Origin of the sequence: Moorena sp. SIO4E2, from assembly GCF_010671945.1 — a bacterium.
Lineage (GTDB): Bacteria > Cyanobacteriota > Cyanobacteriia > Cyanobacteriales > Coleofasciculaceae > Moorena > Moorena producens.
Genome location: NZ_JAAHIE010001363.1, coordinates 1 through 1,137 on the forward strand (window position 1 = coordinate 1; position 1,137 = coordinate 1,137).

General features: G+C 34.4%; 1 protein-coding gene. It reads right to left on the reverse strand.

Going from position 1 to position 1,137, the window contains the following annotated elements; genetic code table 11:
* Positions 1 to 30: 30 nt before the first annotated feature.
* Positions 31 to 1,101: an IS630 family transposase gene (locus F6K37_RS43705; RefSeq protein ID WP_287257388.1), complete on the reverse strand. Its 1,071-nt coding sequence runs from the start codon at positions 1,099 to 1,101 to the stop codon at positions 31 to 33.
* Between the last annotated feature and the right edge of the window lie 36 nt (positions 1,102 to 1,137).

Below are 1,137 nucleotides of genomic sequence, written 5' to 3' on the forward strand. Positions count from 1 at the left end.
CTAAATCCGGTTTATAAAAGCTTATAAAAGTTAGTCATAAGTTAACCAATGATAATTAGTTAAATTTTTAATCTCTGAGGTCATGCTTTGGAGTAGCTGACAACGAGTTACTAAACGTTCTTCAATTTCATCTATAGTTTTAAAATATTCATTCACCAGAGGTTCATCTATCAAAGACCACAATCTCTCTGCTGGTTGTAGTTCCGGAGAGTAAGGAGGAAGAAATTTCACAATTATTCCCTCTGGTATTTTTACCTTTTGACTTCGATGCCATCCGGCATTATCTTCTACTAAAAGAATAACTTTTTCTTGATTAACTCCCACATCTAATGCGAAGGCTTGATAGACTAAACTTAACCATTGATTATTGACTCTTGGGATTAAATAGCAGAGAGTTTTTCCCGTTTTTGGTTCAACAAATCCATAAACATATAACCACTCATAACGATGTTGCACTACTGCTGTAGGTCTTTCTCCTATAGGAGCCCAGATTTTTTTGATAATTGGCTTTAATCCGACTCTGTGTTCATCAAAAAACCAGACCTCTACCTGAGCATCGGGAAATTTTGATCGTAATTGTTGGACTGTTAAAGGAAAATTATCCTTAAAATTATTTTGTTCAATCAGGTCTCCTTTTCGATGTTTCGGTCTGGGTTTCTGCCAAGAATATTTTGACTTTTTTAAGTAATCCCACCCCCTTTGATTCCAAACCTTTTCAATTCCGGTTATATTTTCAATCCATCTAGCTACTTTGGGTCCAGTCCATATTCCCCCATCTGGTGGTCTTTTTTTTAGTTGAACTGTTAATTCTTGGAACTGTTTTTCGTTTAATAATGGCTTTTTACCTCTGGGATGCTTAACACTTTTTTTCTTAAGATTTTTGACTCCTTTTTCTCCCAATTCATTATATTTTTTAATAATTTTAAAAGCATATTGATAGTTTATTCCTACAGCGACCGCTGCATTTTTTATTGTCCAGCCTAGAGAAATTTTCCATAATAAATGCCATCTTCTTGCTTCTACGGGGTCTTGAGAAGCTCTGTATCTTTTTTTCAGTTCACCATTACTCAGATGGTCAGCTAAATAAGCTTTTTTGGGCATTTGACATTAGAATTTTGTATTAAGTCTATTATAACC

What these genes read in the sequence shown, in the direction of transcription:
- F6K37_RS43705 (WP_287257388.1), bottom strand. Translation starts at nt 1,101, where the DNA reads ATGCCCAAAAAAGCTTATTTAGCTGACCATCTGAGTAATGGTGAACTG.